The organism is Actinosynnema sp. NPDC023658 (genome assembly GCF_040639995.1).
Classification (GTDB): Bacteria; Actinomycetota; Actinomycetes; order Mycobacteriales; family Pseudonocardiaceae; genus Actinosynnema.
Genome location: NZ_JBFAAX010001138.1, coordinates 1 through 1667 on the forward strand (window position 1 = coordinate 1; position 1667 = coordinate 1667).

At 74.6% G+C, this 1667-nt stretch carries 1 protein-coding gene; it reads left to right on the forward strand.

Features of this window, described 5'->3' with window-relative positions; translation table 11 throughout:
* The coding region (locus tag AB0G02_RS38910; protein ID WP_360805136.1) for a hypothetical protein at nt 1–1667 on the forward strand (1667 nt) is incomplete at both ends.

A 1667-nucleotide genomic window follows, 5' to 3' on the forward strand; every position in this document is an offset into this window, starting at 1 on the left:
CACGACGATCGCCTCGCTGCTCGCGGGCCCGGCCGAGCGCCCGCCCGCGCCCCACTGGCTGCACGTGGAGGCGACGCCGCGCACGGAGGTGGTGCTGGCCGAGGCGCTGCGGCTGATCGACGACGCGGCGGGCGGCGACACGTCGCTGACGGCGCGCGGCACCGACTCCCACCACCAGGTCCGCCGGCTGCTCTGCGCGACGAACATCGCGGCCAACCTGGACCGGCTGACCTCCAGGGCGCTGGTGGACAACGGTCTGCGGTACGACCGCCGGGTCACCGACCGGGTCGGCGCGCTGGGCGTCTCCGTCGAGCTGGCGGCGCCCCGCCTGGTGACGCTGTCCGACGACTCCGAGGCGGAGAACTCGCTGACCGGTGGTTCGTACAGCGTCGGCCTCGACGCGACGAGCCACGCGGTGGACCTCATCGTCAACACCGGCGCCAACGCGCGACCCAGCGGCACCCAACCGCAGGGTCTCGGCGGCGCGAACGCGCTGGTCCAGTGGGCGCCGTGGCAGCGGATGTGGATCGACGCCAACCTGGTCGTCGGCCTGGTGGACCGCAACCGCATCACACCGCCCGACAAGCGCTCCGCGCTGGTGGCGTTCGAGGCCCGCTACCGCCTCGTCGCGGAGAGCCGCAACAGCAACACCCTGCACGACGGCGCGCTGGGTCGGTCGGGCGCGGTCGTCGAGCTGCCGGACGGCGTGTTCCTCCGGGTCGAGGAGCGGGTGGCGGTGCAGCTCGGTCTGCTGGAGGCCGTGGAGGGCGGACCTGCCGCACCGAGCGGCGCCCACGTCCTCCGACCGCCCCGGATGCTGCGCCCGGGCAGCCCGGGCACGCCCGCGCTGGGACTGGTCGAGCCCGGTGTGCAACCGGAGCTGTCGGGCGCGGTGTGGGACCTGGTCGAGGAGGTCGACCGGCGCACGAAGACGGTCATGGGCCACCGCCTGCTGCCGGAGTCGGTGCTGGACGACCTGATGAACAACCTCCAGCGCCTGACGCACTTCTCCTCCCCGAACAGCGTGCTCGCCCTGCTCGACACCGCGCTGGACGGCGGTGTGCCGCTGCTGCTGCACCAACCGGGGCGCGCCGTGGGCAAGAAGACCTACCAGGTGACGTTGCACGCCCACCTCGACGAAGAGCCGCGGTTCGTCGACGTGGTCAACGACGGCGTCAGCATCGAGCACGCGCTCGTCGACATCCGCAAGCGCGTCAAGGCCCAGGGCCGGGGCAGCAGTTGGAACGCGCTGCTGCGCACGCCCTTCGCCCACGCCTTCGACACCGAGGAGGGCCGCCCGGCCGACCTGGTGGGCGCGATGCCCACCGCGGGGGTCGGCGGCGCCAGCCGGACCGTGGCCGCGGACACCACGTCCGACGAGGTCATCCGCCTGCGCGGGGTGGGCGGCGTGATGGCCCTCTACGAGCTGCCCGTGCGGTTCGAGCTGGTGGTGGAGAAGGGCGACGACGTCGTCAGCCGGGTCAGCGGTCCGCCGCGCGACCTCGTGCTGCGCACCCAGGCCGACGCCGTGACGAGCACCGCCGACGACCGGGCGCCGTTCCACTCCGGGATCGTCGGCCGGCCGGCCGGGGAGGGCGTGCCCGCCGCCATCCGGCGGGGGCGGGGCTCGGGGGGTCCGGCCCGGCCCGGCCGCGCGTCGGTGGAAG